The 24,984-nt window shown below is 63.6% G+C and carries 27 protein-coding genes and 2 pseudogenes; 13 read left to right on the forward strand and 16 right to left on the reverse strand.

Annotation, left to right across the window (positions count from 1 at the left end):
* Nucleotides 1-3 precede the first annotated feature (3 nt).
* From NKJ17_RS20005 to NKJ17_RS20015, 3 genes are all read right to left on the reverse strand, one after another.
* On the reverse strand, nucleotides 4-348 hold the full coding sequence (locus NKJ17_RS20005) for an antibiotic biosynthesis monooxygenase family protein (protein WP_254818022.1): 345 nt from the start codon (nucleotides 346-348) through the stop codon (nucleotides 4-6).
* Nucleotides 345-677 (reverse strand): NIPSNAP family protein, encoded by a 333-nt coding sequence (locus NKJ17_RS20010; protein WP_352509481.1) that lies wholly within the window; start codon nucleotides 675-677, stop codon nucleotides 345-347. The genes NKJ17_RS20005 and NKJ17_RS20010 overlap by 4 nt, the downstream gene beginning before the upstream one ends.
* Before the next feature lie 97 nt (nucleotides 678-774).
* Nucleotides 775-990 carry a DUF1127 domain-containing protein gene (locus tag NKJ17_RS20015; RefSeq protein ID WP_254818020.1) on the reverse strand — a complete coding sequence of 72 codons (216 nt, stop codon included), beginning with the start codon at nucleotides 988-990 and terminating at the stop codon, nucleotides 775-777.
* Between the two features lie 68 nt (nucleotides 991-1,058).
* On the opposite strand from NKJ17_RS20015, the gene NKJ17_RS20020 reads away from it, so the two are divergent.
* The gene (locus NKJ17_RS20020) at nucleotides 1,059-1,733 is read left to right on the forward strand and encodes an ArsR/SmtB family transcription factor (RefSeq protein WP_352689785.1); all 675 of its coding nucleotides are present in this window, start codon (nucleotides 1,059-1,061) and stop codon (nucleotides 1,731-1,733) included.
* A 122-nt stretch (nucleotides 1,734-1,855) separates the two neighbouring features.
* On the opposite strand, the gene ligD is transcribed toward NKJ17_RS20020, so the two are convergent.
* The 3 genes from ligD to NKJ17_RS20035 form a co-directional block, all read right to left on the reverse strand.
* The gene (gene ligD / locus NKJ17_RS20025; protein ID WP_352689786.1) at nucleotides 1,856-4,357 is read right to left on the reverse strand and encodes a DNA ligase D; all 2,502 of its coding nucleotides are present in this window, start codon (nucleotides 4,355-4,357) and stop codon (nucleotides 1,856-1,858) included.
* A 9-nt stretch (nucleotides 4,358-4,366) separates the two neighbouring features.
* On the reverse strand, nucleotides 4,367-5,218 hold the full coding sequence (ku, locus tag NKJ17_RS20030) for a non-homologous end joining protein Ku (protein ID WP_352689787.1): 852 nt from the start codon (nucleotides 5,216-5,218) through the stop codon (nucleotides 4,367-4,369).
* A gap of 143 nt (nucleotides 5,219-5,361) precedes the next feature.
* A complete protein-coding gene (locus tag NKJ17_RS20035) occupies nucleotides 5,362-5,868 on the reverse strand; it encodes a YciE/YciF ferroxidase family protein (protein ID WP_254818016.1) in 507 nt (168 codons plus the stop codon).
* 407 nt (nucleotides 5,869-6,275) lie between these two features.
* Here NKJ17_RS20035 and NKJ17_RS20040 point away from each other — a divergent pair, with 407 nt between their 5' ends.
* The 3 genes from NKJ17_RS20040 (at nucleotide 6,276) to NKJ17_RS20050 (ending at nucleotide 8,862) form a co-directional block, all read left to right on the forward strand.
* Nucleotides 6,276-6,422: a hypothetical protein gene (locus NKJ17_RS20040; RefSeq protein WP_254818015.1), complete on the forward strand. Its 147-nt coding sequence runs from the start codon at nucleotides 6,276-6,278 to the stop codon at nucleotides 6,420-6,422.
* A 257-nt stretch (nucleotides 6,423-6,679) separates the two neighbouring features.
* Nucleotides 6,680-7,060, forward strand: coding sequence for a thiol-disulfide oxidoreductase DCC family protein (locus NKJ17_RS20045; protein WP_352689788.1), 381 nt, complete (start codon nucleotides 6,680-6,682; stop codon nucleotides 7,058-7,060).
* Nucleotides 7,061-7,110: 50 nt separating this feature from the next.
* Nucleotides 7,111-8,862: a saccharopine dehydrogenase family protein gene (locus NKJ17_RS20050; RefSeq protein ID WP_352689789.1), complete on the forward strand. Its 1,752-nt coding sequence runs from the start codon at nucleotides 7,111-7,113 to the stop codon at nucleotides 8,860-8,862.
* On the opposite strand, the gene NKJ17_RS20055 is transcribed toward NKJ17_RS20050, so the two are convergent.
* The 3 genes from NKJ17_RS20055 to NKJ17_RS20065 all read right to left on the reverse strand — a co-directional run bounded on the left by NKJ17_RS20055 (nucleotide 8,751) and on the right by NKJ17_RS20065 (nucleotide 12,250).
* Complete coding sequence (locus tag NKJ17_RS20055; protein ID WP_352689790.1) at nucleotides 8,751-9,134, reverse strand: DUF1850 domain-containing protein; 384 nt, start codon at nucleotides 9,132-9,134, stop codon at nucleotides 8,751-8,753. The genes NKJ17_RS20050 and NKJ17_RS20055 overlap by 112 nt on opposite strands.
* Nucleotides 9,131-11,227 carry a TRAP transporter permease gene (locus tag NKJ17_RS20060; protein ID WP_352509487.1) on the reverse strand — a complete coding sequence of 699 codons (2,097 nt, stop codon included), beginning with the start codon at nucleotides 11,225-11,227 and terminating at the stop codon, nucleotides 9,131-9,133. Before NKJ17_RS20060 ends, NKJ17_RS20055 begins: the two co-directional genes overlap by 4 nt.
* 63 nt (nucleotides 11,228-11,290) lie before the next feature.
* Entirely contained in the window at nucleotides 11,291-12,250 is a 960-nt protein-coding gene (locus NKJ17_RS20065) for a TAXI family TRAP transporter solute-binding subunit (protein ID WP_254818012.1), read from the reverse strand.
* A gap of 237 nt (nucleotides 12,251-12,487) precedes the next feature.
* Here NKJ17_RS20065 and NKJ17_RS20070 point away from each other — a divergent pair, with 237 nt between their 5' ends.
* Together NKJ17_RS20070 and NKJ17_RS20075 are read left to right on the forward strand one after the other, a co-directional pair.
* Nucleotides 12,488-12,856: a YciI family protein gene (locus NKJ17_RS20070; RefSeq protein ID WP_352689791.1), complete on the forward strand. Its 369-nt coding sequence runs from the start codon at nucleotides 12,488-12,490 to the stop codon at nucleotides 12,854-12,856.
* Between the two features lie 7 nt (nucleotides 12,857-12,863).
* Entirely contained in the window at nucleotides 12,864-14,120 is a 1,257-nt protein-coding gene (locus NKJ17_RS20075) for an RNA polymerase sigma factor (protein ID WP_352689792.1), read from the forward strand.
* Between the two features lie 15 nt (nucleotides 14,121-14,135).
* On the opposite strand, the gene NKJ17_RS20080 is transcribed toward NKJ17_RS20075, so the two are convergent.
* The 6 genes from NKJ17_RS20080 to hrcA all read right to left on the reverse strand — a co-directional run bounded on the left by NKJ17_RS20080 (nucleotide 14,136) and on the right by hrcA (nucleotide 19,566).
* Entirely contained in the window at nucleotides 14,136-14,759 is a 624-nt protein-coding gene (locus tag NKJ17_RS20080) for a glutathione S-transferase family protein (RefSeq protein WP_352689793.1), read from the reverse strand.
* A gap of 168 nt (nucleotides 14,760-14,927) precedes the next feature.
* On the reverse strand, nucleotides 14,928-15,908 hold the full coding sequence (gene cysK, locus NKJ17_RS20085) for a cysteine synthase A (RefSeq protein WP_352689794.1): 981 nt from the start codon (nucleotides 15,906-15,908) through the stop codon (nucleotides 14,928-14,930).
* Between the two features lie 153 nt (nucleotides 15,909-16,061).
* Complete coding sequence (locus NKJ17_RS20090; RefSeq protein WP_352689795.1) at nucleotides 16,062-16,679, reverse strand: LysE family translocator; 618 nt, start codon at nucleotides 16,677-16,679, stop codon at nucleotides 16,062-16,064.
* An 87-nt stretch (nucleotides 16,680-16,766) separates the two neighbouring features.
* Nucleotides 16,767-18,122, reverse strand: coding sequence for a PQQ-dependent sugar dehydrogenase (locus tag NKJ17_RS20095; protein WP_352689796.1), 1,356 nt, complete (start codon nucleotides 18,120-18,122; stop codon nucleotides 16,767-16,769).
* Nucleotides 18,123-18,222: 100 nt separating this feature from the next.
* A complete protein-coding gene (locus tag NKJ17_RS20100) occupies nucleotides 18,223-18,420 on the reverse strand; it encodes a hypothetical protein (RefSeq protein ID WP_352648472.1) in 198 nt (65 codons plus the stop codon).
* A 33-nt stretch (nucleotides 18,421-18,453) separates the two neighbouring features.
* The gene (gene hrcA / locus NKJ17_RS20105; RefSeq protein ID WP_352648474.1) at nucleotides 18,454-19,566 is read right to left on the reverse strand and encodes a heat-inducible transcriptional repressor HrcA; all 1,113 of its coding nucleotides are present in this window, start codon (nucleotides 19,564-19,566) and stop codon (nucleotides 18,454-18,456) included.
* 145 nt (nucleotides 19,567-19,711) lie between these two features.
* On the opposite strand from hrcA, the gene rph reads away from it, so the two are divergent.
* The 5 genes and pseudogenes from rph to NKJ17_RS20130 all read left to right on the forward strand — a co-directional run.
* Nucleotides 19,712-20,428 (forward strand): ribonuclease PH, encoded by a 717-nt coding sequence (gene rph, locus NKJ17_RS20110; RefSeq protein WP_352491199.1) that lies wholly within the window; start codon nucleotides 19,712-19,714, stop codon nucleotides 20,426-20,428.
* 32 nt (nucleotides 20,429-20,460) lie between these two features.
* Entirely contained in the window at nucleotides 20,461-20,871 is a 411-nt protein-coding gene (locus NKJ17_RS20115) for a VOC family protein (RefSeq protein ID WP_254818002.1), read from the forward strand.
* Between the two features lie 29 nt (nucleotides 20,872-20,900).
* Complete coding sequence (gene rdgB / locus NKJ17_RS20120; protein ID WP_352509499.1) at nucleotides 20,901-21,548, forward strand: RdgB/HAM1 family non-canonical purine NTP pyrophosphatase; 648 nt, start codon at nucleotides 20,901-20,903, stop codon at nucleotides 21,546-21,548.
* Nucleotides 21,545-22,708 (forward strand): radical SAM family heme chaperone HemW, encoded by a 1,164-nt coding sequence (hemW, locus tag NKJ17_RS20125; protein ID WP_352509494.1) that lies wholly within the window; start codon nucleotides 21,545-21,547, stop codon nucleotides 22,706-22,708. Before rdgB ends, hemW begins: the two co-directional genes overlap by 4 nt.
* A 4-nt stretch (nucleotides 22,709-22,712) precedes the next feature.
* Nucleotides 22,713-23,013: pseudogene (locus tag NKJ17_RS20130) on the forward strand (low molecular weight protein tyrosine phosphatase family protein); the annotation flags it as partial.
* 265 nt (nucleotides 23,014-23,278) lie between these two features.
* On the opposite strand, the gene NKJ17_RS20135 reads toward NKJ17_RS20130, so the two are convergent.
* The gene (locus NKJ17_RS20135) at nucleotides 23,279-23,464 is read right to left on the reverse strand and encodes a hypothetical protein (protein ID WP_352689797.1); all 186 of its coding nucleotides are present in this window, start codon (nucleotides 23,462-23,464) and stop codon (nucleotides 23,279-23,281) included.
* Between the two features lie 176 nt (nucleotides 23,465-23,640).
* On the opposite strand from NKJ17_RS20135, the pseudogene rsmI reads away from it, so the two are divergent.
* Both rsmI and NKJ17_RS20145 read left to right on the forward strand, forming a co-directional pair.
* A pseudogene (gene rsmI, locus NKJ17_RS20140) lies at nucleotides 23,641-24,567 on the forward strand (16S rRNA (cytidine(1402)-2'-O)-methyltransferase).
* Nucleotides 24,560-24,937 carry a YraN family protein gene (locus NKJ17_RS20145; protein ID WP_023678973.1) on the forward strand — a complete coding sequence of 126 codons (378 nt, stop codon included), beginning with the start codon at nucleotides 24,560-24,562 and terminating at the stop codon, nucleotides 24,935-24,937. Before rsmI ends, NKJ17_RS20145 begins: the two are co-directional and overlap by 8 nt.
* Nucleotides 24,938-24,984: the final 47 nt, after the last annotated feature.

Below are 24,984 nucleotides of genomic sequence, written 5' to 3' on the forward strand. Positions count from 1 at the left end.
TCGCTACCCATTCACCGCCCGGCTGTCTGCTGGCGCCTCGGCGCGTTCGGTCAGGCCGTAGTCGCGCATGACATGGGCGATCCGCAAACGGTAGCCGGCAAAGATGCCGCCGCGCCCAGCCCTCTGCGCCTGCCGATGTTCCTGCGTGTTGCGCCAGGCCTTCACCGCATCCTCGTCGCGCCAGAAGGACAGCGACAGGATGCGGTTCGGATCGGCAAGGCTCTGGAAGCGCTCGATCGACAGGAAACCGTCGATGCCGTCGAGCAGTGGGCGCAGATCGGCGGCGATGCCGAGATAGGCATCGCGCATGCCCGCCGCCGGCTCGACCTCGAAGATGACGGCGATCATGGCTTCACCAAAGAAGCATGTGGCCCGGAGGCCAGTTTGAGGAAGATGCGGTCCTCCTTCAGGATAAATTTTTCCCGCCGGGCGAACTCGTAATTCGCCTTGCCGGCGGGATCGGCGGCGAGCCGGGCGCGGTAGGCTTCGTAGGCCGCAAGACTGTCGATGTTGTAGGCGGCATAAGCCGTAGTGGCCGAGCCTTCGTGCGGCGCGAAATAGCCGATCAGATCGGCGCCGCAGCGCGGGATCGCCTGCCCCCAATTGCGTGCATATTCCTCGAACGCCGCCTTGCCGAACGGATCGATCTCGTAGCGGATGAAGCAGGTGATGGTCATTTTCGCCTCCTTGGCGGTGGATGTTTTCTGGCGGTCACAGTTCGAGCCGGGTCGAAACGTTCCGAAGATCGATATGCTAGGCAAATTCGCTGGCCGGTCAGGTTTGCCAGAAGGATTTCGCGCATTCGCGGCGGACGTCTTCGGGTGTCAGGCCAAGGTCACGCAGCAGATGATCGTCGATCTCGGCGAGGTCGAGACGCTGCAAATGACGGTCGTACCACCGCTTCAGGAGCCGCAGCCGCAAGCGGCGCAAGACAATGAACGGGAACGGCCGGCGAGCAGGCGCGGCGCCGAGAATGGTCCTTGCAGGCATTGTCGTCTCCTTGATTTGCATCGAGATTAATGCTTGTCTGACGAGGATGCTTCGATGAGGAACGAACCATGCGCGAAGGACCTGACATAGCCCGCATTGCCAGCCTGGTGGGCGATCCGGCGCGGGCAAACATGCTGTCTGCACTGATGGGCGGCACGGCACTGACGGCGAGTGAACTGGCACTCGAGGCCGGCGTGTCGCTTCCGACAGCGAGTTCCCATCTGTCGAAACTGATGGAAGGCGGGCTGCTGACGCTGGCAAGCCAGGGGCGGCATCGCTACTACGGCCTCGCCGGCCCGCTGGTAGCAGGCATGATCGAGGCGATCACCGGTGTTGCCGCTGCGGTCGGGCCGCAACGAGTGCGGCCTGGCCCACGCGACGCTGCCATGCGCGTGGCGCGGGTCTGCTACGACCACCTCGCCGGCGAGCAGGCGGTGGCGATGCTGGACCGTCTCGTCGCTCGACAAGTGCTCCTGCGCAATGATGAGGAGATCCGGCTTGGGCCGTCGGCCGCCTCGCATTTCGCCGCGATCGGCATCGATGTCGAGGGCAAGGCGCGGCGACCGGTGTGCCGGGCCTGCCTCGACTGGAGCGTGCGGCGTTCGCACCTCGCCGGCACGCTGGGCGCCGCCATTCTCGATAAGATCCTCGCCGAGAAATGGGCGCGGCGCGAGAAGGACAGCCGTGCGGTAATCTTCTCGCCGACAGGCAAGCAGGCGTTCGAGAAGACGTTTCTCGCCTGACGGCTCGCTTCGACGCACCAGAACGGCTCGCCGTCTCCACGGAAACGCCGAACCGCTCTATCTTTGTTGTTTTGACGCATTCCGGACGGAAAATCGTTCCACACACTTTTCCTGGAATTGCTCTAGCCGCGCTTGAGCGGCTTGGCCTGCTTGAAAAAATCCTCCCAGGGATCGGCTTGCCCAAGCCGCTTCAGCGTCGTCTTGTCGCCGATCGGAAAGGCGTTCGGCGGCAATCCGGCCTCGATTTCCGCCCAGGTCACCGGCATTGATACAGTGGCACCTTTTTTGGCGCGCGACGAATAGGGCGCGACCGTGGTCGCGCCACGGCCATTACGCAGATAATCGACGAATATCCTGCCGGTGCGCGCCTTCTTCGACAACGTCGCCGTGTAGCGGTCGGGTGCGGCTTGCTCGAGCGCTCGGGCGAACTCATGGGCGAAGCCTTTGACCTCGTCCCAGTCCGCCGACGGCTTCAGCGGGACGAGGACATGATAGCCCTTGCCGCCCGAGGTCTTGACGAAATTAGGCAGGGACAGTTCGTCGAGCCGGCTGCGGATGTCGAGCGCCGCGGCACGCACCGCCTTCACGTCGACACCCTCGTCGGGATCGAGATCGAAGATGATCTGGTCTGGTTTTTCCAGCTCGTCCGTGGTCGAGCCCCAGATGTGGATCTCGACGACGCCAAGTTGAACGAGGGCCACGACACCGTCGAAATCGCGGATGAACAATATCTCCTCGCCGTCGGTGGGATCCTTCATCACGGCGATCTTGTCGTGCATGCCGGCGGAGGCATGCTTCTGGAAGAACCGTTGGCCGCCAACACCGTCCGGCGCCCGCACGAGGCTGAGCGGCCGGTTGATGACGAATTGCTTCATGCGCGGCCAGACCAGCGCGTAGTGGTCGACCAGATCCTGCTTCGATACGTTCTCCTCGGGCCACAGAAGCTTGTCGGGGCGGGACAGCGTAACCGAGGTTTTCGCCGTGGCCACGGGTTTGGCGGGCTTTGGCTTCGACTCTGCCGGGGCTGAGCGTGCTTTCGGTTTCTCCTGCACGACTTCCTCCGCCGGCTTGTCCTCGCGCAATCCTTGGAACGACGCGTGGCGTATTATACGGTCCGACGTCCAACTGCGAAACTCCACTTCGCCGACAAGTTCGGGCTTGACCCAGACCAGCCCCTTACCCCTTGGCACCGCCCTGTCGAAGGGCGAGGTTATCGTCTTCAGCGCATCAAGCCTCTTCTTCAGCTCGTTGGTGCTTTTGGCCGTGAAGCCGGTGCCGACGCGGCCGGCATAGCGCAGCTTGCCGCCCTCGTGATAGCCGACCAGCAGCGAGCGCAGGCCCCGCCCGGTCTTGTCCGACGGCATGTAGCCGCCGATGACGAATTCCTGGCGCGCCGTACATTTCGACTTCACCCAGGACGGGACACGGCCGCTGCGATAGGGCGCGTCGGCGCGCTTGGAGACGACGCCTTCGAGCCCCAGCCGGCAAGCATGCTCCAGCATGATCTTGCCGGGTTCGGCAAAGTGGTCGCTGAAGCGCACGGCCTGATCCTCGGCTAATCCGGCGAGCAAAGTGCGCAGCGTTTCCTTGCGCTCGACCAGCGGTTCGGAACGGATATCCTCACCGTTGAGACGCAACAGGTCGAAAACGTAGTAGATGAAACGATCCGTGCGGCCCGCCGACAGATCTTGCTGCAGCAGCGAGAATGACGACACGCCATTATCCGCCAGCACGACGATTTCGCCGTCGATGATAGCATCGGTGCATTTCAGGCCGCCAAGTGCCGCGACAATTGCGCCACCGAATTTGTCGGTCCAGTCGAGGCCGGCGCGTGTCAAAAGCCGCACCTCGGTGCCGGCAAGCTGCGCCTGCATGCGATAGCCGTCGAACTTCACCTCATGCAGCCAGTCCTTGCCGGGCGGGGCGTCCCGCTCCAGTGTTGCGAGCGCCGGTTCGATGAATTCGAGCCGCCTTGCCGCGACGGCCTTCGCCTTGCTGGCGGCCGGCCTGTCGGACTGCCAGACGCTTGGCTTCTTGCCGTCGGCGGTCTTGCCTTCGCCGACCTCCTCGATGGTCAGGCCGGACTTCACCGATTGCGGCGCCTCCTGCAAAATGTCCTCGCCCGGACGCGCGGCGGCATCGTCGGATTTGATCAGCAACCAGTTGTCACGCTTTTCGCCCGGACGCGGCTTCAGCCGCACCAGATGCCAGGCGCCATGCAATTTGTGGCCATGCAGTTCGAAACTGATATGGCCTTTCTTCATCGCTTTTGCCGGATCGCCATCGGGGACCCAAGTTCCCTCGTCCCAGACAATGACCGAGCCGCCGCCATATTGGTCCTTCGGGATAGTGCCTTCAAACGGCGCATAGTCGATCGGGTGGTCCTCGACATGCACGGCGAGCCGCTTTTCGTGCGGGTCGAGGCTCGGGCCCCGCGTCACTGCCCAGCTCCACAGCACGCCGCCATGCTCGAGACGAAGGTCGTAGTGGAGCCTGGTGGCGGCATGCTTGTGGATGACGAAGATGCCACCTGGCTCGGCTTTCTTGCCGCGCGAAACCTTGCCGGCCGGTTCGGTGGTCTTCTTGAAATTGCGCTTGGCGTGATACTGCTCGAGGCTGACCATGGTCTGATCCTAAGCAGATTTGCGCCGAGCGGCTTTGGACTTGGCGCCCTTTGCCGGGCGTCCGGTCTTTGCCGGCCCACCGGCTTCCGACGAAAGGCTCTTCTTCAGTGCATCGAAGAGATTGACGACGTTGGAGGGCCGTGGTTCCGCCTTTGTCTTCGGTGCCTTCCTGCCGGCCTTCTTGGCGCGGACCAGCTCGATCAGGGCGTTTTCGTATTTGTCCTCGAATTCGGAAGGATCGAACTTCGCCTGTTTCTCATCGACGATGTGTTCGGCCAGCCTGATCATTTCGGCGTCGGTCTTCACCGGCTTGATGTCGCCGAACACCATCTCGGGCCTGCGAACCGTATCGCCATAGCGCAGGGTCGTCAGCAGCAGACCCTTGCCCAACGGCTCGATGACCACCGGACGTTCGCGGCGATAGAGCACGATACGGGCCAGCCCCGCCGTCTTCTTGGCGGCCATGGCGTCGCGGATGACGGCGAAGGCCTCTTCCGAGACCTCGTCCGCAGGCGTCACATAATAGGGCGTATCGAGATAGATCTGCTGGATCGAGGATTTTTCGATGAAACCATCGAGGCTCATCGTGTGCGAGGATTCGATCTGCACGGCTTCGATCTCCTCCTCCCCGATTTGGACGAAGTCGCCGTCGCCGATCTGGTAGCCCTTGATCTCGTCGCCTTCATCGAGCGGCTTGCCATTTGCCGAATCGACATAGACGCGCTTGACGGTATTGCCGGTCTTGCGGTTGAGCACGCGGAACGAGACTTTCTCCGCTTGGGTCACGACATTGGTCAGTTCGACGGCGCAAGTGACCAGCGAAAGCTTGAGATATCCTCTCCAGGCGGGGCGCGGCGCCATGACAAACTCCCTGCGCGACAAGGTTCAACCGATAACGGCGTCCAACCGAGAACGGCCAAAGCCCGTTCCGGTTCCGGCGGCGCAAAAGGCAAGTCCGGGCTTTCGGCCCGGCCTTGCCTTGAACTCAATTCTCTATCGCTGCCCTACTCGGCGGCTTGCAGGTTGATCTTGCTTTCCGCTATCTCGGTAAGCTTACGGTCGGTCGCCTGCTCCTCCTTGAGATTGTTGGCCAGCACATTGGCGCAGTCGCTGCGGCCCAGTTGCTTGGCCCAGGCAATCAAGGTGCCATAACGGGTCATCTCATAATGCTCGACCGCCTGGGCCGAGGCGATCAGCGCAGCGTCGAGGACCTCCTTGTCGGCGATGTCGCCGCTGATGTCGTCGGCCTCTTCGAGAATGCCGTCGATGGCCGGGCAGTCGACCTGCTTGGCCTTCACGCCGTGCAGTTCGAACACCTGCTCGACACGCTGGATATGACCCTTGGTCTGGGCGAGATGTTTCTCAAAGCCGGCTTTCAGCTGCGGATCACTCGCCTTGTCGATCATCTTCGGCAGCGATTTCTCGATCTGTTTTTCAGCGTAATAGATGTCGCGCAGCGTGTGCACGAACAGGTCATCGAGTGTTTTGATATCCTTCGAAAAGAAGCCCATGGCCTTTGCCTTTCCATTCTCTTGCAGTTTCGGATTTTTGGCTGCGGCCCAACCCGAGCACCACAGCCTGCGGAACCGGTTCGTCCCGGCACTGGGAAATCAACGTGCGGCTGACGGGCGGGTTCCTGGTTTTCCGGCCGCGTGCACGGAAATTTCGCGGTCCAGCAAAAAGCTGAAACAAAACCGCGCCTCAGCGACATTCGGGCGAAACATATGTGATGCAAAAGTCACACTGGGCGAAATGCCGACGGACTGCATGGAAACACCGCGAATCAGCCGCATTCCAGCCATGAACGAAGGCATTTTCGACCAGAGATTAACATCGCGTTCACCGACTATTCACGCCTGGACGCTATGATCCCCGCAATTCGGAAGGGACATCCGAAACGGGACAGGGACCGAGTAAAATGAGCTTCTGGAATCACATCGCCGGCTATGCTGCCGCCATCCGCGAATTCGTCGCACCGACCTATCGGCCCGAGCGCTATTACATGCGCGGCCCAGGCCCCGCCTGCGCGCGCCGTGGCAACACGCTTGGGATCAGCGTGCACTGATGATGAGCATGGAGAGCCGTCACGACAGCCGAATATGCCGGCCCCACGCCGACAATCGGTCAACGACCTATCGCGCCGAGCGCCCTGCGCTGACCGACAGACGGCGTGCGACAACGCCAAGCCTTCAGCAGTCCGGGCTTTGATCCAGCCGCCGGCAGGTCTAGTGTCGCCTGACACCAGCTGCCGGGCGTCACGTGATCGTCAAGCCGAACCATTCTCCTGAGCCGCCAGAATTCGAATCACGTCGCCCGTTGATCGTGTTCGACGGTATTTGCGTGTTGTGCTCGGGCTTTGTGCGCATGGTGGTGAAGCTCGACCGCAAGGGCCGCTTCCATTTCGCAACGGCGCAGTCGCCCTTCGGCGAGATGCTGTTCCAGAAATACGGGCTGCGAACGGATCGCTACGAGACCAATCTCGTCATCGTCGATGGCGCCGCTTTCACCCGCCTGGACAGTTTCGTTGCCGTCATGGCCGAACTCGGCTGGCCGTGGCGGGCAGCGCGGATCCTGCTGCTGTTGCCGCGCCCGCTTCGCGACTGGCTCTACGACCGCATCGCAAAGAACCGCTACGCTCTGTTCGGCAAGAAGGACAATTGTGAAATCCCTTCCGCCGAGGTGAGGGCAAGGTTGATCGGCTAGGCTCATTGCCGTGGCCGGGAGCGGCGCGGGGCATTTTGGGGGAACTGCGGATGAAGGTTCTTGTCGTCGGCGGCTATGGCACCTTTGGCGGTCGCACCGTCGAGCTTTTGGAGGGCGAACCGCGTCTGATCCTCTTCGTCGCCGGGCGCTCGCTTGCCAAGGCTGACGCTTATTGCAACAGGCGTGCGCCGACAGCAGCCCGGCTGCAGCCGGCCCTGTTCGACCGTGACGGCGATCTCGCCGCGCAACTCGCTGCATTTGAGCCTGATATTGTAGTCGACGCGAGCGGCCCGTTCCAGGCCTATGGCGAGGGACGCTATCGCCTGATCGAGGCCTGCATCGCCCGGCGCATCAACTATCTCGATCTAGCCGACGGCTCGGATTTCGTCGCCGGCGTCTCTGCGTTCGACGAGGCGGCGCGAAATGCAGGGGTTTTCGTGCTGTCCGGCGTCTCGAGCTTTCCGGTGCTGACGGCCGCGGTTGTGCGCCGCCTGTCGTCGGACCTGACGCGGGTCGACGGCATTCGCGGCGGCATCGCGCCGTCGCCCTTGGCCGGTGTCGGCGGAAACGTCATTCACGCTATCGCCGGTTATGCCGGTCAGCCGGTGCGGCTTGTTCGCAATGGCCGTCCGGAACAAGGCCGTCCGTTCACCGAACAACTGCGCTACACCATCGCGCCGCCGGGCCGGCTGCCGCTTCGATACACGCTGTTTTCGCTTGTCGACGTTCCCGACCTGCGCGCCTTGGCCGAGCTTTGGCCGGAGGCGAGGACCATCTGGATGGGAGCCGGGCCGGTACCCGAGTTGCTGCACCGCGCCCTGATCTGCCTCGCCTGGCTGGTGCGCGCCGGATTGATCGGTTCGCTTTTGCCGCTGGCGCCGCTGATGCATCAGGCAACGAACCGGCTGCGCTGGGGCGAGCATCGCGGCGGCATGTTCGTCGAGGTGGAGGGATCTGACCGGGCGGGCGCCATCGTCAAGCGCTCGTGGCATCTCTTGGCCGAGGGCAATGATGGGCCGCTGATCCCGTCGATGGCGGTCGAAGCGCTGGTCCGCAAAGCGCTGGCCGGACATCAGCCCGCGCCGGGCGCACGGGCGGCGGTGCGCGATTTGGAGCTCCGGGATTATGAAGCGCTGTTCGCCGGCAAGACAATCTACACCGGGTTCAGGAATGAGCCCGCTGACAGGGACAAGTCGCTTTATGCCGTCTTGCTCGGCGACGCCTGGCATGGCCTGCCCCGGGAAATCCGCGCCATGCACGATTGCACAACAATGGCGGCAGGCCGCGCGCGCGTCGAACGCGGGCGCAATGTTCTTGGCCGGCTAATGGCCCGGATGGTCGGCTTCCCCGGGGCAAGCGAGGACATCCCGGTTCACGTCCGCTTCGACACCGACAAGGAGAGTGAGACCTGGACGCGGACATTCGGCAAGCACAGTTTTTCTAGCCTGCAGTTTGCAGGCCGGGGTCGATCGCAGCGCCTGCTGTGCGAACGCTTCGGCCCGCTGACCTTCGCGATGGCGCTGGTTGCCGAGGACGGCCGGCTGGCGCTGGTCTTGCGCTGCTGGAGCTTTTTTGGCCTGCCGCTGCCGATGTGGCTCGGTCCACGCTCGGCTTCCTACGAAACGGTGGAGGATGGCCGCTTCCGCTTCCACGTCGAGATCTCGCATCCACTTGCCGGCATGATCGCCTGCTACCGCGGCTGGCTGGAGCCCTCCGGCCCGCACGGCTCCAGCGAGATCGTGTCGCCTGCCAGCTTAGCCAGTTCGCGGCAGTCCTGCGCCGTGCACAGCGTCCAACCCTGACCCGTAGCGCCCGACGCGGCTAGCACGAGGCGCCGCTGTGGCCCGACCTTGGGCGCATAGACCCACCAGCCGTTTCTCAGCACCGAGCCTTGCGGCGGCTCCATCCCGGCGCCCGATCCCTTGATGCGGGCCTCGACCAGCTGCAGGCCGGACGGCAGCACCTTCCAGTCTTCCTGCCACTGAGTCTTCTCCACCGAATGCACCCAGGAGAGCGTGAAGGCAGCGACCGCGAGCGCCACCGTCTTGCCGGCCGCGACGATGCAGAGGCTCATCCCGAGTTGGCCAGCGAAGCCTGCCGCGCGCGCCAGCAGTGCCAGCCGATCCAGGCAAGGGACAGCGCCCAGCCGGCCTCGTCGGTAAGCGGCAGCGCCGCAACCAGCAGCACGCCGGCGGCGAAGGCGACGAGGCGTTCCCACCAGGCCATGCGCCGGGCCAGAAATCCGACGGCAGCGGCGCCCCACAGGACTATGCCCATGCAGGCTTTGATGACGATATAGGCGACCTCGACGGGATAGCCGAACTGGGCGGCGATCGGGCCGGGGTCCTGCAGCATCAGCGCCGGGGTATAGACCGCCATGAACGGCACAACGAAGCCGGCAATGGCAAGCTTGGTGGCCTGGATGCCGATCTTGAGGCCGCTTTCCTTGGCCATGGGTGCGGCGGCGAAGGCGGCCAGCGCCACAGGCGGAGTGAGATCGGCCATGATGCCGAAATAGAAGACGAACATATGGCTGACCACCAACGGCACGCCGAGCGACAGCAGCGCCGGCCCGGCCAGCGACGAAGTGATGATGTAATTGGGAATGGTCGGTATGCCCATGCCGAGCACCAGGCAGGTGAGCATGGTCAAAAGCAGCGACAGGAACAGATTGTTCTCGCCGATCGAGATGATCCAGCCGATGAAGGTCGAGGCGATGCCGGTAAGCGTCAACGTGCCGATGACGATGCCGACAATGGCGCAGGCAATGCCGACCGGCAGCGCGTTCTTTGCTCCCTCCGCAAGGGAATCGATGCATATGCGCAGCGTCTCGCGCCCGCCCTTGAACGTGAGGCAGGCGACGACCAGCACGGCGATGACCAGGCTGAGGATGTCGACGCCGAATTTCATGAAGGAAGCCGCGGCAAGCCCGAGCGCCAGCCAGAAGACGATGCGGAAGGCGAGCGGCCCGATCGATGCTGCCAGCGGCGTGCCGAGAATAAGCACAATGGTCAACGCCAGGCCCATGGTGCCGGCGAACACCGGTGTGTAGCCGGCAAACAGCAGGTAGATCAGTGCTGCGAGCGGCAGTACCAGCGGCCAATGCTGTCTCACCGCATCCCACGGATTGGGCAGGTCGGTCCTGGCCATGCCGTGCAGTCCGGCCTTGCCTGCCTCCAGGTGCACCTGCCAGAAACAGGCGCCGAAATAGAGCAGCGCCGGAATGATCGCCGCCTTGACCACCGCGGCATAGGGGATGTTCAGGGTCTCGGCCATGATAAAGGCAACCGCTCCCATCACCGGCGGCATGATCTGGCCGCCCATCGACGAGGTCGCCTCGACGGCGCCGGCGAAAGCCGAGCGGAAACCGAAGCGCTTCATCAGCGGGATGGTGAACTGGCCGCTGGCCACCACATTGGCGACGCCGGAGCCGGAAATGGTGCCCATCAGCGCCGAGGACAGCACACAGACCTGCGCCGGGCCGCCGCGCCATGAGCCGACCAGGCCAAGCGCAAAATCGTTGAACAGCGCGATCATGCCGGCGCGTTCAAGAAAGGCGGCGAAGACGACGAAGATGAAGATGTAGGCGGCCGAGACATAGACCGGCGTGCCGTAGATGCCTTCGGTGCCATAGGCGAAGGTGTCGACGAGCTGGGCGAAATCATAGCCGCGATGGATGAAAGGCGGCGGCAGATGATTGCCGGCAAATGCGTAGGCGAGAAAGATGAAGGCAATGACGGCGAGCGGCAGCCCCATCAATCGCCGCGCCGCCTCGAAGACCAGCACGACCAGCACCGCGCCGACGATCAGGTCAGGCGTGGTGAGAAAGCCGGAGCGGCGGATGAGGTCGGCATAGAACACCCAATTGTACAGACCGATGGCGAAGCCGAGCACGCCGAGCGTCCAGAACACTGCTTTCGCCGGGACGCTTTTGGCGCGCAGATTGGCGATTAGGGCAAAGCCGAGCAGCAGCAGGAAGCCGACATGCATGGCGCGTACGACCTGGCTCGGCAGGCTGCCATAGGCGGCGATGTAGATCTGGAAGATGGAGAAGGCGATGGCGATAAAAAAAGCCGCCTTGCCGGCGATGCCTTCGCCGAACCCCGGCGGCAATCCTTCGACAGGAGCTTCCGCTGTGGGGGAAAGAACGGTCGGGGTTGCGGTCATTGGCGGGGTTCCTGGCGGGGCGCTCCCCTCCCCGAGGGAGGGTGCGGAGCGAGGCGAGGCTCCTTACTTCACCAATCCCTTTTCCTTGTAATACCTCTCGGCGCCTGGATGCAGCGGCACCGGCATGCCGTCGAGCGCCTTGGCGGGGTCGATCGCCTTGGCGGCGGCGTGGGCAGCGGTGAGCTGGTCGAGATGCTCGAACAGCAATTTGGTCATCTGGTAGGCGGTCTCGTCAGGGACATCGGCGCTGGTGATCAGGAAATTGCCGACGGCGGCGGTCGCGACATCCTCGGTCTGGCCCTCATAGGTGCCCTTGGGGATGACCACGGAAAGATAGGGCGAGCCGATCTTGGCGACGTCCTCCGCCGGCACGGCAACGATGTTTACCGGCACCGAGGTGGCGAGGTCACGGATCGATGCGACCCCAAGGCCCGCCGACTGCAGCGTGGCGTCGAGCTGGCGGTTCTTGATCAACTCTACGGATTCGGCAAAGGGCAGATATTCGATCCGCCCGAGGTCTTCGTATTTCAGCCCGGCAGCGGCGAAAATGGTGCGGGCGTTGAGCTCGGTGCCTGAGGCCGGCGCGCCGACCGAAAGGCTCTTGCCCTTGAGATCGGCGAGCGTCTTGATGCCGGATTCCTTGCTGGCGACGATCTGGATATAATTGGGATAGATGGCCGCAATGCCGCGCAGCTTGTCGAGCTTGCCTGGGAAGCCTGCTTCGGTATTGCCTTCGGCGGCCAGCTTGACGGAATCGCCGAGTGCAAAGGCGATCTCGCCCTTGCCCTGCTGCAGCAAGTTGAGGTTTTCGACCGACGCTTTCGTCGCCTGCACCTGGGTGCGCGCGCCTTCGATGCCCTTGCCGTAGATTTCCGACAGCGCCACGCCGAGCGGATAGTAGACGCCCGACGTGCCGCCGGTCAGCACGTTGATGAATTCCTGTGCCTTGACCGATACCGCGCCAAGGCCAAGCGACAGCGCTATCGCGCCGGCGGCAACGAACTTCGTCCTGAAATTGAGCATTCGGTTTCCTCCCTGAAGTATCTGCCGCACTCTCCTCGTCAGCGCGATCCGGGACGAGTTTAGAGAGCGGACGGGAAATGCCAACCCGCAATTGTCGCCATTAGACGAACGGTTGAGCTTGCGTGAAATGCCATGGGAGCCGAAAGATTTTTGCAGCGCGTGTCGAAATCGGGCGAGGCCACGCGACATACGTTCGGCCCGCAACGGAGCGGCCTTCGAGAAAAACGGGAGAAGACCATGCGATACATGCTTTTGATCTATGCGAACGAAGCCGCGATGGCGGTCGCGCCGACGGAGAAGACCTACGAAATCAGCGCAGCCTATGGAGCCTATACCGAGGCGTTGAAGAAATCCGGAGCGTGGCTGGCCGGCGACCGGTTGAAGCCGACCCAGACCGCCACCACGGTGCGGATGGCCAACGGCAAGACCAATGTGCTCGACGGTCCCTATGCCGACACCAAGGAGCAGCTCGCCGGCTTCTACATGATCGAGGCTGAGGACGCCGACGCAGCAATTGCCTGGGCGGCTCGCTGCCCCGGTGCCAGCACCGGCACGATCGAGGTGCGGCCGATCTGGGAAATGACCGAGTACCCATCCCAGAAGTGACCGTGTGATGAACAGTCGTCCGGAGATCGCGCGGGCGGCGGCGGAAGCGGCCGCCCGGCAAAGCTACGGCAAGCTGGTCGCGTATCTCGCCGCGCGCACACGCGACGTGGCCGCTGCCGAGGACGCCTTGGCAGATGCCTTTGCAGCGGCGCTCGAGCGTTGGCCACAGGCGGGCGTGCCCGACAAGCCGGAAGCCTGGCTGCTGGCGGTGGCACGCAAGCGCCGCGTCGACGCGGTCAGACGACGACTGACAAGCGAGGCGGCCCGCGACCACCTTAGGCTGATCGCCGAGGAGATGGAGGCACGCATGGTCGACGAAGACCTGCCGGACGAGCGGCTCCGGCTGATGTTCGCCTGCGCCCATCCGGCGATCGAGGCCGGCGTCCGCGCGCCGCTGATCCTGCAGACGGTCCTGGGCTTCGACGCAGCGACGATCGCCTCGGCTTTCCTTGTCTCGCCAGCCACGATGAGCCAGCGCCTGGTGCGCGCCAAGACGCGAATTCGCGAGACAGGCATTCCGTTCCGCGTGCCGGAGCGGGCCGAACTCGGCGAGCGGCTGGGCACCGTTCTGGAAGCAATCTACGCGGCGTTTGCCGAAGGCTGGTCCGACCCGGCCGGCACCGAAACGCGGCGCCGCAATCTCGCGACAGAAGCCATCTGGCTCGGCCGTCTGATGGCCACGCTGATGCCGGACGAGCCGGAGGCGCTCGGCCTTTTGGCGCTGATGCTGTTCGCCGAAGCGCGGCGCGCGGCGCGGCGCAATGCGGCGGGCGATTATGTGCCGCTGGCCGAGCAGGATCTTGCACTGTGGGACGATACACTGATCGATGAAGCAGAGACGCTGCTCGGGCGCGCCGCGGCCAAGGGCGTTGTCGGCCGCTACCAGCTTGAGGCCGCCGTGCAGTCCGCCCATGCGACAAGACGGCTGACCGGCGGCACCGACTGGGTCGCGATCAAGGAGCTCTATGACGCGCTGTCAGTGATTGCCGGCTCGCCGGTGGTTTCGATCAACCGTGCGGTGGCCATTGCCGAGGCCGAAGGTGCTTCGGCAGGATTGGGCGCCCTTGATCAACTCAGCGGCGATAAGCGGCTGTATGACTATCAACCTTACTGGGCCGCCCGCGCGGGCCTGCTGGCCAGGCTCGGCAAAGTTCCGCAGGCGAGCGAGGCCTATGACCGGGCCATCGGCCTCGAACGCGATCCAGCCGTGCGCCGGTTCCTGCAGGAACGACGGGCAGAGCTCGGCCGCGCGGAAAAAGACTGAGACAAGGCGGAGTGCTCAGGCCGGCCACATGTCGTGGGAAGCATTCAGCCTCTTCATCACCCGATGTTCCCGCAAATTGGCCCACAGGCGTTCGATGTTCGGCCAAGCGGTTGGAACCTTCGCGACCTCCGGATGCCAGGCCACCAACATGACGAGATAGATGTCGGCCAGCGAGAGTTGGTCGCCGGCCAGCCAGTCGCGGCCGTCGAGGGCGGCATCGAGAATGGCGAAGCTGCGATCCATTTCCGAGACCGCCGCCTGTTTGAGGGCGTCCACGCCACCGGCGTCGGCCGTATAGCGATGCGCGTAGAAGAACCGCAGGTTGGCTGGATAGATGACGGAGGACATGAAAAACATCCAGCGCAGGAAATCCGCACGGTCAGGCGAACTTGCCGCGGGCGCCAGTCCTGCTTCCGGGTGGCGCTCGGCCAGCAGGATGCAGATCGCCGCGGATTCGGTCATCGAGCGTCCGTCCGGCAAGATCAGGACCGGCACCTGGTTCAAGGGGCTGATATCAAGAAAGGCCTGATCGAGGCGGCCCTTCGGAACGTCGATCTGGTGGAAAGGCACGCCTGCCAAAGCGAGCGCCGCCTCGACAACAAAGCCGCCGGTATTGGCACGCGTATAGAGCTTGTACATGAAATCCTCCGCCAGCCGGCATAGGGCCGGTGGCGATTTGAACCGGAAGCACCACCCTGCTCAAGCGAGCGACGGCCGCCACAGGTGTTTTTTCAGCGGTCCAGCGAGCTGCGATCTAGACCCTGGGCGTTGTTATTGGAACCTGTCGCGAGATGAAGTGTCGAGGACTTACGCACCCAGCCCTTCGAACAGGATCGTCGACAGATAGCGTTCGGCGAAGGATGGAATGACGACCACCAGGTTCTTGCCCTTGTTCTCCGGCCGCGAGCCGACGACGATCGCCGCTTGCAGGGCGGCACCCGACGAAATGCCGACCGGCACACCTTCGAGCCGAGCGACGAGCCGTGCATTGGCAACCGAATCCTCGTTCGAGACCTTGACGATCTCGTCGTAGATCGTCGTGTCGAGGATTTTTGGCGCGAAGCCGGCGCCAATGCCCTGGATCTTGTGCGGGCCTGGCTGGCCGCCCGACAGCACCGGCGAGGCTTCCGGTTCGACGGCGACGACATGCACCGAGGGCTTGCGCTTCTTCAGCACCTGGCCGACGCCGGTGATGGTGCCGCCGGTCCCGATGCCGGCAACGAAGATATCGACTTCGCCATGGGTGTCGTTCCAGATTTCCTCGGCCGTGGTGCGGCGATGGATTTCCGGATTGGCGGGGTTTTCGAATTGCTGCGGAATGACGGCGTCGGGCAGTGTTGCCGCCAGCTCGTCGGCCTTGGCGATGGCCCCCTTCATGCCTTTCGGCCCTTCGGTCAGCACCAGCTCGGCACCGAGCAGCGCCAGCATCTTGCGGCGTTCGACGGACATGGTTTCCGGCATGGTCAGAATCAGCTTATAGCCCTTGGCGGCGGCGGCAAAGGCGAGCGCGATGCCGGTATTGCCCGAGGTCGGCTCGATCAGCGTGGTCTTGCCGGGCGTAATCCTGCCCGAAGCCTCCAATGCCTCGATCATCGACACGCCGATGCGGTCCTTGACGGAGGCGATCGGGTTGAAGAATTCGAGCTTGGCCAGCAGATTGGCGACGACACCCTTCTCCCTGGCGAATTTATCCAGTCGCACCAGCGGCGTGTCGCCGATCGTCTCGGTGATCGAATTGTAGATGCGGCCGCGGCCGGGCACGTGTGTGTGGGTGGCGGGCTTGTTCATTGGTTTTCCTCCCAGAGGTCAAGCGGCAAGAGCCGGGCGGGCATAGGATAGAGCCATCCACCGCGCAAGATAGGCACGTTCGAAAAATATCCGGGTGACGGTCGTGCTGAATACCGGCGCCTTGCAGGGCGTTGGGCGGATTGGCGAAGAGATCTACTGGCGGGCGGCAATTGCCGCCGCCGCACCGACCATGAAGCCGGCGGCGGTGCGGTTGAGTGCCCTCAGCGCCCGCGGCGACTTCAGGAACCAGCGCGCCTTGGCCGCCAGCGCCAGATAGGGCACCAGCACCACGAGCAGAACGATGATAGTGAGCGCGACCAGGATGCCGTAATCGGCCAGTGTGATCGTCTTCAGATCGACGATGGTCGGGGTGATGGCGAGATAGAAGATCATCGTCTTCGGATTGCCGAGTGTGACGGCGAGACCGGCTACAAAGCTGGATGCCAAGCCGCCTTTGCCTTTCTTCGCCTCTACCGTTTCGGGCGTGATGCCGCTCGTCCAGAAACGCCAGCCAAGAAAAGCGAGGTAGGCGACGCCCAGCCATTTGATGGCCAGGAAGACCATGCCGAACGTCTGTGCGACGAAAGCCAGGCCGAGCACCACGGCAGTCAAATAGGTCAGGTCGCCGAGCATCAGCCCGAACGACATGGCCAGCGACGAGCGGAAGCCGGAACCCAGCGCACGCGCAACAAGCGCGGTGACGCCTGGGCCGGGGATGGCTGCGGCGATGCCGAGGGCGGCGCTATAGGCGAGGAACCCGGTGAGCGTCATGGTTCGCGCTTGTCGCACAATGTTGAAGTTGGGTGAATTCCCTCGGGCCGAATTCGATTGCGCCAGCGCAGCAGGCGACGCCGCCGTTCAGGAGCGGCCGTCTTCGTAGGTAACGCGCCAGATGGTGCCGTTACCGTCCTCGGTGACGATCAGGGAACCGTCCTTGGCCATGGCGACACCGACCGGGCGGCCCCAGACGGCGTCGTTCGAGATGACGAAGCCGGTCATGAAGTCCTCATACTCGCCGGTCGGCTTGCCATCCCTGAATTTGAGCCTCACCACCTTGTAGCCGGTCCTGGCGCCACGGTTCCACGAACCATGCATGGTGACGAAAGCATCCCCCCGGTAATCCGCCGGAAAGTTCTTGCCGTCGTAGAAGGCTATGTTCATCGGCGCCGAATGCGCCTGCATCAATACATCGGGGACAGTGGCCTTGCCGGCGAGGTCTGGCCGCTCGCCCTGATGGCGCGGATCCTCGTGGTTGCCGATGTAGTACCAAGGCCAACCATAGAACGCACCGTCCTTGACTTCAGTTGCAAACTCGAACGGCACATTGTCGCCGAGCTCGTCGCGCTCGTTGACGACGCACCACAACGCGCCGCTGGCGGGCTGCACCGTCATGCCCGTACAGTTGCGCAGGCCGGTGGCGACAGTTCGGGGATTTTTCCCGTCCGGGTCAAAGGCGAGCACATCGGCACGGCCGTCCTCGGGGCCCCAGGCCGCCCCGAGCGGCTTTGATTTCGCCCAGGCGTCGAGGCCGCCATCCGGCTGCTTGTCCATGTCCTCGGCGACATTCGAGTCCGAGCCAACCGATAAAAAAAGCGTCTTGCCGTCAAGCGAGAAGGCGATGTCGCGGGTCGAGTGACCGCCCGACGGGATTTTGGCGACAATGGTTTCTGGTTTACCGGACGCCTTCAGGTCACCGTCGCGATAGGGGAAGCGGACGATGCTGTCGCTGTTTGCGACATAGACCCATTGCGGCTTGCCGCCTGGCGGATAGAAGGCGATGCCGTATGGATAGTTGAGGCCTTGGGCGAAAATCGCTTTCTCGATGGGTTTGGCGCGGCCCTCGGCCAGACGGTAGACGCGTATTTGGTCGGCATGGCCGTTTGCGATGAACAGGTCGCCGTTCGGAGCGATGCGAACGACGCGCGGATTATAGAGTCCGGAGGCGATCATTTCGGCCGAAAAGCCCGGCGGCAATTCTGGCTCGGCGCTTTCGGGCCGTTCCGCCACGCCGCCGCCGTTCGAAGCGGATTGAGCGGGGTCGGCTGCCGGCATGTCTTGCGGCCCGATCAGGCGGCGGACGCCAGGCCTGTCGGCGTGCCAATCGCCAAAAGCGGCTTCGCCTTTGAGCACCTTTTGATCCGCCTGCTGGGCGGCTGCCGGTGTCGCGACAAGGAGGGCAGCGGCAACGGCCGCAAAGCCGCCAGATCGGATCATTAACGTCCTCCGAGGTTTGCCTCGAAGAGGGCAAACGGGATCAGGCATTGGTCGTTCCAAGCGGTGGTCCAGCACACGAGGATTTGAAGCCGAACCCCGTTCAGTTGCCAGAGGCGTAGAAGTCGTCGTCGAGTCGCTTTTCCAGCGCGACCAGATCGGCCGGCAGCGGCAGGCCCATGGCCCGCATCTCTTGCAGCTTCTCACGCAACTGCTCTTGCACCTCGTGGTGATCCTCAGGCTGATTGACCATTTCCTCGAGCAGCAGGCTGATCTGGGCCTTGAACGATTCCAGCGCCATTCTTTTTCTCCTTGCGGCAGGCCGCGGCGGCTCCTAGCGCAGCATGCGCGAAATCAGCTGCGCGGTATAGTCGACCATCGGTACTATGCGCGCATAATTCAGCCGCGTCGGCCCGATGACGCCGAGCGCACCGACGACGCGCGCGTCCTTGTCGCGATAGGGTGCCACCACCAGCGAGGAGCCCGACAGCGAAAACAGCTTGTTTTCCGAACCGATGAATATGCGCACCCCCGGGCCTTCCTCGGCGAGGTCGAGGAGCTGGATCAGTCCATCCTGCGTCTCCAGATCCTCGAACAGATGCCGCAGCAATTCTATGTCGGCCTGGGCGGTGACGTTTTCCAGGAGATTGGCGCGGCCGCGCACGATAAGCCGCCCAGGCACCCCGCTTTCGGCGCCTGCCCAGACCGCCAGGCCCTTCTCGACCAGATCCTGCGACAGCGTGTCGAGGGCTGCCCTGGTCTCTTCCTTGATGCGGGCGATCTCGACCCGGGCCTCGGCCAGGGTGCGGCCGCGGATATGGGCGTTGAGGAAGTTGGAGGCTTCGTGCAATTGCGAGACGGTGATGCCGGCGGGCAGATCGATGACGCGATTTTCGACGTCGCCGTTCTGCGAGACCAGCACGGCCAGCGCCTTGGTCGGCTCGAGCTGGATGAATTCGATGTGCTTCAGCGCCGCCTCATTTTTGGCGGCGAGCACGAGGCCGGCGCCGCGCGACATGCCGGACAGCATCTGGCTGGCCTCGGTCAGCATATGCTCCAGCGTCGCGCCCGAGCCGGAGGCGCGCACCTGCGCCTCGATGGTGCGGCGCTCCTCGTCGGAGAGGTCGCCGAGTTCCATGAATGCATCGACGAAGAAGCGCAAGCCGGCCTGGGTCGGCAGCCGGCCAGCCGAGATGTGCGGCGCGTAGATCAGGCCGAGATGCTCGAGGTCGCTCATCACGTTGCGGATGGTGGCCGGCGACAGCGATGACGGCAGGATGCGCGACAGGCTGCGCGAACCGACCGGCTCGCCATCCTTCAAATAGGAATCGACGATGCGCCGGAAGATGTCGCGCGAACGCATATCGAGCGATTGAAGCGCGGGCGGTTGAAGTGCCGGCGACGAGAGCAATGGCGACTGCGAACCGGGATCGACTACCTTGGTCATTCGAGCCAGAAACCTCCGGTCCGAAGATATAGACTTCCGCGGCGTCGGCGCAACCGGTCCATTTTCCTTTGCGCCTCACGCCCCGTGCGGCTACAAGCCGGCCAAGATTCCCCGGCCAAGATTCCGAAGAAAGAAAGAAGCCTGAATGCGCCCTTCCAAACGCCAATTCGACGAAATGCGCCCCATCTCCTTCGAGCGCGGCGTCTCCAAGCATGCGGAAGGCTCGTGCCTGGTGAAGTTCGGCGACACGCATGTGCTGTGTACGGCCAGCCTGGAGGAAAAGGTGCCGGGCTGGATGCGCAACTCCGGCAAGGGCTGGGTGACGGCGGAATACGGCATGCTGCCGCGTTCGACCGGCGAGCGCATGCGCCGCGAGGCTTCGGCCGGCAAACAAGGCGGCCGCACGCTGGAGATCCAGCGGCTGATCGGCCGCTCCCTGCGCGCCGTGGTCGATCTGCAGGCGCTCGGTGAGCAGCAGATCACCGTCGACTGCGACGTGATCCAGGCCGACGGCGGCACGCGCACCGCTTCGATCACCGGCGGCTGGGTGGCGCTCTACGACTGCCTGCGCTGGATGGAAGCCCGCCAGATGGCGAGCCTGGGCAAGGTGCTTAAGGATCACGTCGCGGCGATCTCCTGCGGCATCCATGATGGCCAGCCGGTCATCGATCTCGACTATATCGAGGATTCCTCGGCCGGCACCGACGCCAATTTCGTCATGACCGGCAAGGGCGGCATCGTCGAGATCCAGGGCACAGCCGAGGGCGAGCCGTTCTCGGAAGAGCAGTTCGCGGCGCTGATGGAGCTCGCCAAGAAAGGCATTCAGCGCCTGGTCAGCTTGCAGCAGATGGCGGTGGCTTAGCTGCGGTCAATATTGGAGAGATTGGCGATCCTGTGACTCCTTCCGCAATCCTGGAATCAGCACTCTACGTGACGGACCTTGCTGCCGCGGAACGGTTCTATTCGGGCGTCCTCGGGCTCGATCTGCTCGGTAAGGTCGATGGCAGGCATCTCTTCTTCCGCTGCGGCGACGGCGTGCTGCTTATCTTCAATGCCGAGGCGACCAAAGTGCCGCCGCGGGCCGACGCCAAGCTGCCCGTGCCGCCGCATGGCACGGTCGGCGAGGGCCATCTTTGCTTCGCCGCAAGCGCGGATGAAATCCCACGCTGGAAAGCGCATCTTGAGGCGAAGAAAATCGCCATCGAAAGTGAGTTCGAATGGCCTCAGGGCGGTCGCTCGATCTATATTCGCGACCCCTCGGGCAATTCGATCGAATTCGCCGAGCCAAGAATTTGGGGCATCTGATGCATTCGCCGCCTGTTCATTCACCAACTATTCATTCGCTTGATGGGCATAAGATCGTCGTCGCAAGCCACAATGCCGGCAAATTGCGCGAATTCACCGATCTGATGGCGCCATTCGGCATAGAAGCGAAGTCCGCAAAGGAATACGGCTTGCCGGAGCCGGACGAGACTGGCACCACTTTCGAGCAGAACGCCTTCATAAAGGCCTTGGCCGCCGCCAAGGCAACTGGATTGCCGGCGCTGTCGGACGATTCCGGCCTGTGTGTCGATGCGCTCGACGGCGCACCCGGCGTCTACACCGCCAACTGGGCCGAGACGCCGGACGGCTCCCGCGACTTCGGCATGGCCATGCAGCGCACGGAAGTGGCCTTGCAAGAAGTTGGCGCGATCACGCCTGCCCAGCGCAAGGGCCGCTTTGTCGCGGTCATCTGCCTTGCCTTCCCTGATGGCCAGGCGGAATATTTTCGCGGTGAGGTCGAGGGCACGCTGGTATGGCCGCCGCGCGGCGAGCTCGGCTTCGGCTACGATCCGGTGTTCTTGCCCGATGGGTTCGAAAAGACCTTCGGCGAGATGAGCGCGGAGGAAAAGCATGGCTGGAAGCCCGGCCAGCCAACCGCATTGTCGCACCGTGCCCGTGCCTTCCAGAAATTCGCCCAAGCCCGATTGGCCGGCGCATGACCATGCTGCTCGACCGCAGCCCCGGTTTCGGCGTCTACGTCCACTGGCCATTCTGCGCGGCCAAATGCCCCTATTGCGACTTCAACAGCCATGTCCGCCACCAGCCGGTCGACCAGGAGCGTTTTGCCCGCGCCTTCGAGACCGAGCTGGCGACGATGCGCGGCCGCACCGGGCCGCGCGAGGTGACCAGTATCTTTCTTGGCGGCGGCACGCCATCGCTGATGAAGCCGCAGACCGTGGCGGCGGTGCTGGATGCAGTGGCGAAGAACTGGACGGTGCCCGGTGGCATCGAGGTGACGCTGGAGGCCAATCCCTCCTCGGTCGAGGCCGAGCGCTTTCGCGGCTATCGCGCGGCCGGCGTCAACCGGGTGTCGCTTGGCGTGCAGGCGCTGAACGACAAGGATCTGCGCTTCCTCGGCCGTTTGCACAATGTCGATGAGGCTCTGCATGCGATCAGCCTGGCGCGCGAGATATTCCCACGGCTGTCGTTCGACCTGATCTACGCGCGACCTGGTCAGACGCCGGAAGCGTGGCAGGCGGAGCTCGAGCAGGCGATCGGCCACGCCGCAGACCATCTGTCGCTCTATCAGCTGACCATCGAGGAAGGCACGCCGTTCCATGCACTGCATGCGGCAAGGAAATTCATCATTCCAGACAATGAGCTTGCCGCCGATCTCTACGCGTTGACACAGGAGATCACCGCCGCGCACGGACTGCCGGCCTACGAGATTTCCAACCACGCCAGGCCCGGCGCCGAAAGCCGGCACAATCTCACCTACTGGCGTTATGGCGAATATGTCGGCGTCGGTCCCGGCGCGCATGGCCGGTTCGTCGAAAATGGCCGCCGCGTGGTGACGATCGCCGAGAAAATGCCGGAGACCTGGGCCAATCTGGTCGAGGCCAAGGGCCATGGCGTTACCGGCGGCGAAATCCTGACGCGCTCGGAAGAGGCCGACGAGTTCCTGCTGATGGGGCTGAGGCTGGCGGAAGGCATCGACCTTTCCCGCTACGAGGCATTTTCAGGGCGCGGCCTGTCGACGGCACGGCTGTCGGTGCTGCAGGACGAAGGCCTGGTGGCACCGATCGGCAATGCCCGCCTGCGCGCCACGCCGGCCGGCATGATCGTGCTCGATGCGGTCGTGGCGGATTTGGCCAGATAGCACGTTGAAGAACGTTCTCTTCACCTGCAGCCAGAATCGCTTGCGCAGCCCGACGGCGGAGCAGGTGTTTTCCAAGCGGCGGGACATCGAGGTCGCTTCGGCCGGCACTAATGACGCATGAACTCGTCGCCTGGGCCGACATCATCTTCGTGATGGAAAAAACGCACCGCGCCAAACTGCAGCAGAAATTCAAGACAAGCCTGAAAAAGGCTCGAGTAATCTGCCTCGATATTCCCGACGACTATGCATTCATGGACCCGGCTCTGGTGGACCTGCTGGAGCCCCGCGTCTCGAAGTATCTGGGTGAAGGATACATGGCGGAGCATTCGCAACCGCGCTTCGAGAACTGTCTCGACCGATCGCTAAGGTTTGCGGGGTCAAGCCTCGTGCTTGTGGCGGTGTTTGGCGCGATCTTTTTCGCTGGTCTCTCCGGAACGGGCCGGCTTGATCTCGCTTTTGTCGCGTGAGGCATGGTGCTGGTCGTCTGCGGAATGTGACGCTGCGCCATCGCGGGCGCTTTTTGTTTCGAGGCGGGTGATGAAAATGTCGAAGCGATTGGGCATCGTCCGGTCAGTGCTCCATCGTGCGGTCGGTTTCGTTTGCTTGCTTGCTCTCTGTCGATCGCTGGCGTGCAAGCGGCTTCTTGGCTCTGCCATCTGCGGCTTCGGCAGGCAGGCTCTTGTCGCATGGCGCGGCGAAGCGTTTGCGGCCGGCATAGTAGGGTTCGAAAACGTCCTGTATGGTCAGGCTGTTCATCCTGCTCCTCCCGAGATCAGGTGTAAAATTCGCCGGCAACGGTTTCGTTCCCTACTATGGCGAAGGCATGGCGGCTGGTTCACGTCGGCATCCCTTTTGGAACCCGGGCCTTTGCAACCCAGGCTTTTGCAACCAAGCGTGAGCCGTGCCAAACAGGGTCGAACGGAGTTGTGCAGGTGACCGGCGAATCGGCCAAACGCAGTTATGTGGTCGGGCAGACCGAAATCGCCGCCCGGCCGCTCGAGCCGGCGCTCTACCTGGTGGCGACGCCTATCGGCAATCTCGCCGACATCACGCTGCGCGCGCTGGAAACGCTCGCCGCCGCCGATATCGTCGCTTGCGAGGACACACGTGTCAGCCGCGTGCTGCTCGACCGCTACGGCATCCGCCGCCGCACCACCGCCTACCCCGCGCACTATGGCGGCTAGGGCGGACCGAAGGTGATCGCGGCGCTGCTTGCCGGCCAAAGCGTAGCGCGGATCTCGGATGCCGGCACGCCGCTCATCTCCGACCCCGGCTACCGGCTGGTCGGTGAGGCGCTGGAACGCGGCATTCGTGTCGTGCCGATCCCCGGCCCGTCAGCAGCACTTGCCGCTTTGACGGCATCCGGCCTGCCCTCGGACGCGTTTCTGTTTGCCGGCTTCCTGCCGGTGAAGACCGGGCAGCGGCTGACGCGGCTGGAAGCGCTGAAGGCGGTGCCGGCAACGTTGATCTTCTTCGAATCGCCGCGCCGGCTGGCCGAGACGCTCAGTGCCATGGTCGAGGTGCTGGGCGGTGCCCGCAAGGCGGCGATCGGCCGCGAGCTGACCAAGACTTTCGAGGAGATGCGGACCGGCACCCTGCAATCGCTCGCCGGCCATTATGCGGGAGCCGATACGCCCAAGGGTGAAATCGTCATCTGCGTCGGCCCGGCCGATGCGGTCGCTGATGAGCCAGAAGACATCGACCGGCTGCTGCTTTCGCTCGCCGCCGAAATGCCGGCCTCCAAGGCAGCGGCGGAAGCCGCCAAGATGACGGGTGGCCAGAAGCAGACGCTCTATCGTCGGCTGCTCGACCTCAAGAATGCTGGAAGAGACGGGGCCGGCGGAGACGGCGATGGCTGAACGGCCAAGCGCCAGCCGGCAAAAGGCCTACCGGCGCGGCCATCACGGCGAATGGCTGGCGGCGGCGGCGCTGATGCTGAAAGGCTACCGAATTCTTGCCCGCCGCCACCGCACCAGGTTCGGCGAGATCGACCTGATCGCGCGGCGTGGCGATCTGGTGCTGATCGTCGAGGTCAAGGCGCGCCGCACGCTGATGGAGGCAATGGAAGCCGTCGGTCGCGAATCGGAGCACCGCATCGAAGGCGCCGCCGATTTCTGGCTGTCGCGCCAATCCGACTACGGAAAATTATCGGTGCGCTTCGACATGGTGGCGGTGCTGCCGTGGCGTTGGCCGGTGCATGTCGAGAATGTGTTTTACGGGCGAAACTAGGCCATTCTCGAAGTGGGGCCGTTTTGCTGCGCCTGCGGTTCAGATCA

The sequence above is a fragment of the Mesorhizobium sp. M0208 genome, from assembly GCF_040322015.1.
Classification (GTDB): domain Bacteria; phylum Pseudomonadota; class Alphaproteobacteria; order Rhizobiales; family Rhizobiaceae; genus Mesorhizobium.

Excerpts from the sequence above, each read along its gene's own strand:
- NKJ17_RS20035 (WP_254818016.1), bottom strand. The coding sequence starts at position 5,868 with ATGGGCTTCTTTTCGAAGGATATCAAAACACTCGATGACCTGTTCGTG.
- NKJ17_RS20075 (WP_352689792.1), top strand. The coding sequence starts at position 12,864 with ATGAACAGTCGTCCGGAGATCGCGCGGGCGGCGGCGGAAGCGGCCGCC.
- NKJ17_RS20020 (WP_352689785.1), top strand. The coding sequence starts at position 1,059 with ATGCGCGAAGGACCTGACATAGCCCGCATTGCCAGCCTGGTGGGCGAT.
- cysK (WP_352689794.1), bottom strand. The coding sequence starts at position 15,908 with ATGAACAAGCCCGCCACCCACACACACGTGCCCGGCCGCGGCCGCATC.
- NKJ17_RS20135 (WP_352689797.1), bottom strand. The coding sequence starts at position 23,464 with ATGAACAGCCTGACCATACAGGACGTTTTCGAACCCTACTATGCCGGC.
- NKJ17_RS20095 (WP_352689796.1), bottom strand. The coding sequence starts at position 18,122 with ATGATCCGATCTGGCGGCTTTGCGGCCGTTGCCGCTGCCCTCCTTGTC.
- NKJ17_RS20010 (WP_352509481.1), bottom strand. The coding sequence starts at position 677 with ATGACCATCACCTGCTTCATCCGCTACGAGATCGATCCGTTCGGCAAG.
- rph (WP_352491199.1), top strand. The coding sequence starts at position 19,712 with ATGCGCCCTTCCAAACGCCAATTCGACGAAATGCGCCCCATCTCCTTC.
- NKJ17_RS20050 (WP_352689789.1), top strand. The coding sequence starts at position 7,111 with ATGAAGGTTCTTGTCGTCGGCGGCTATGGCACCTTTGGCGGTCGCACC.
- NKJ17_RS20080 (WP_352689793.1), bottom strand. The coding sequence starts at position 14,759 with ATGTACAAGCTCTATACGCGTGCCAATACCGGCGGCTTTGTTGTCGAG.
- ku (WP_352689787.1), bottom strand. The coding sequence starts at position 5,218 with ATGGCGCCGCGCCCCGCCTGGAGAGGATATCTCAAGCTTTCGCTGGTC.
- NKJ17_RS20100 (WP_352648472.1), bottom strand. The coding sequence starts at position 18,420 with ATGGCGCTGGAATCGTTCAAGGCCCAGATCAGCCTGCTGCTCGAGGAA.
- NKJ17_RS20090 (WP_352689795.1), bottom strand. The coding sequence starts at position 16,679 with ATGACGCTCACCGGGTTCCTCGCCTATAGCGCCGCCCTCGGCATCGCC.
- ligD (WP_352689786.1), bottom strand. The coding sequence starts at position 4,357 with ATGGTCAGCCTCGAGCAGTATCACGCCAAGCGCAATTTCAAGAAGACC.
- NKJ17_RS20145 (WP_023678973.1), top strand. The coding sequence starts at position 24,560 with ATGGCTGAACGGCCAAGCGCCAGCCGGCAAAAGGCCTACCGGCGCGGC.
- NKJ17_RS20005 (WP_254818022.1), bottom strand. The coding sequence starts at position 348 with ATGATCGCCGTCATCTTCGAGGTCGAGCCGGCGGCGGGCATGCGCGAT.
- NKJ17_RS20070 (WP_352689791.1), top strand. The coding sequence starts at position 12,488 with ATGCGATACATGCTTTTGATCTATGCGAACGAAGCCGCGATGGCGGTC.
- NKJ17_RS20040 (WP_254818015.1), top strand. The coding sequence starts at position 6,276 with ATGAGCTTCTGGAATCACATCGCCGGCTATGCTGCCGCCATCCGCGAA.
- NKJ17_RS20060 (WP_352509487.1), bottom strand. The coding sequence starts at position 11,227 with ATGACCGCAACCCCGACCGTTCTTTCCCCCACAGCGGAAGCTCCTGTC.
- hemW (WP_352509494.1), top strand. The coding sequence starts at position 21,545 with ATGACCATGCTGCTCGACCGCAGCCCCGGTTTCGGCGTCTACGTCCAC.
- NKJ17_RS20065 (WP_254818012.1), bottom strand. The coding sequence starts at position 12,250 with ATGCTCAATTTCAGGACGAAGTTCGTTGCCGCCGGCGCGATAGCGCTG.
- hrcA (WP_352648474.1), bottom strand. The coding sequence starts at position 19,566 with ATGACCAAGGTAGTCGATCCCGGTTCGCAGTCGCCATTGCTCTCGTCG.
- NKJ17_RS20015 (WP_254818020.1), bottom strand. The coding sequence starts at position 990 with ATGCCTGCAAGGACCATTCTCGGCGCCGCGCCTGCTCGCCGGCCGTTC.
- NKJ17_RS20055 (WP_352689790.1), bottom strand. The coding sequence starts at position 9,134 with ATGAGCCTCTGCATCGTCGCGGCCGGCAAGACGGTGGCGCTCGCGGTC.